The organism is Nocardiopsis lucentensis DSM 44048, assembly GCF_000341125.1.
GTDB classification, from domain to species: Bacteria; Actinomycetota; Actinomycetes; order Streptosporangiales; family Streptosporangiaceae; genus Nocardiopsis; species Nocardiopsis lucentensis.
The window spans coordinates 1-812 of sequence record NZ_ANBC01000018.1; the positions used below are offsets into that span (position 1 = coordinate 1).

Consider the following 812-nt stretch of genomic DNA (forward strand, 5'->3'; position numbering starts at 1 on the left):
CGGCGAAGGACGGGGACCGCACCGGCTGAGCCGTGCGCGGCGGAGAACGGCGGTGAGGAATTCGGCGGAGCCGGGTCGCCTCACCGCCGTCCGCTCCGAATGAGGGGGGAAGACGAAGCCCTCTCGAAAGGCGGAGCGATGAACGCGCGGACTCCGAAGGCGGGGCGGTGGCGCCGTCCCCTGGTGCTGTGGCCGGTGGCCGGTCTCGTCCTGGTCCTGGTGGCGGCCGGCCTGTGGGCCTTCCAGCCCTGGCGGCTGTTCACCACGCGCACGGTCGAGGAGCCGCCGCCGGCCGCGGCCTCGGCCCCGAGCGCCCCCGACGGCGAGGGCCGGGCAAACGGCGAGGACGGCGAGGACCGGGACGGCGGCGAGGCGGGCGGGGAGACCGAGCCGGTGGTCCTGGCCGGGGGCGAGTTCATCACCCAGGAGCACGACACCTCCGGCACGGTCACCGTCCTGGAGCTGCCCGACGGGTCACGGCACGTCCGCCTGGAGGACCTCGCCACGAGCGACGGCCCCGACCTCCATGTCTGGATCACCGATCAGGAGGCGGGCGGCGACTGGTCCAAGTACCGCGACGGCCGCTACGTCGCCCTCGGCGAGCTGAAGGGAACCCACGGGTCGGCCAACTACGAGATCCCGGCCGACGCCGACATCTCCGGTATGACGAGCGTGGTCATCTGGTGCGACCGGTTCTCGGTCGCCTTCGGCTCGGCTCCGGTCGACCTCTAGGGCATCGGACGGCCAGAACACCGGAACGCGTGTGGGCGCGGCCCCGAGGGGGCGCGCCCACACGCGTTCAGCGGCTAAAA

1 protein-coding gene is annotated in these 812 nt (G+C 73.3%); it reads left to right on the forward strand.

All coding sequences use genetic code 11. The features are described from left to right. Positions 1 to 138 precede the first annotated feature (138 nt). Entirely contained in the window at positions 139 to 732 is a 594-nt protein-coding gene (locus D471_RS0100510) for a DM13 domain-containing protein (RefSeq protein ID WP_017596817.1), read from the forward strand. The last annotated feature ends 80 nt before the right edge of the window (positions 733 to 812 follow it).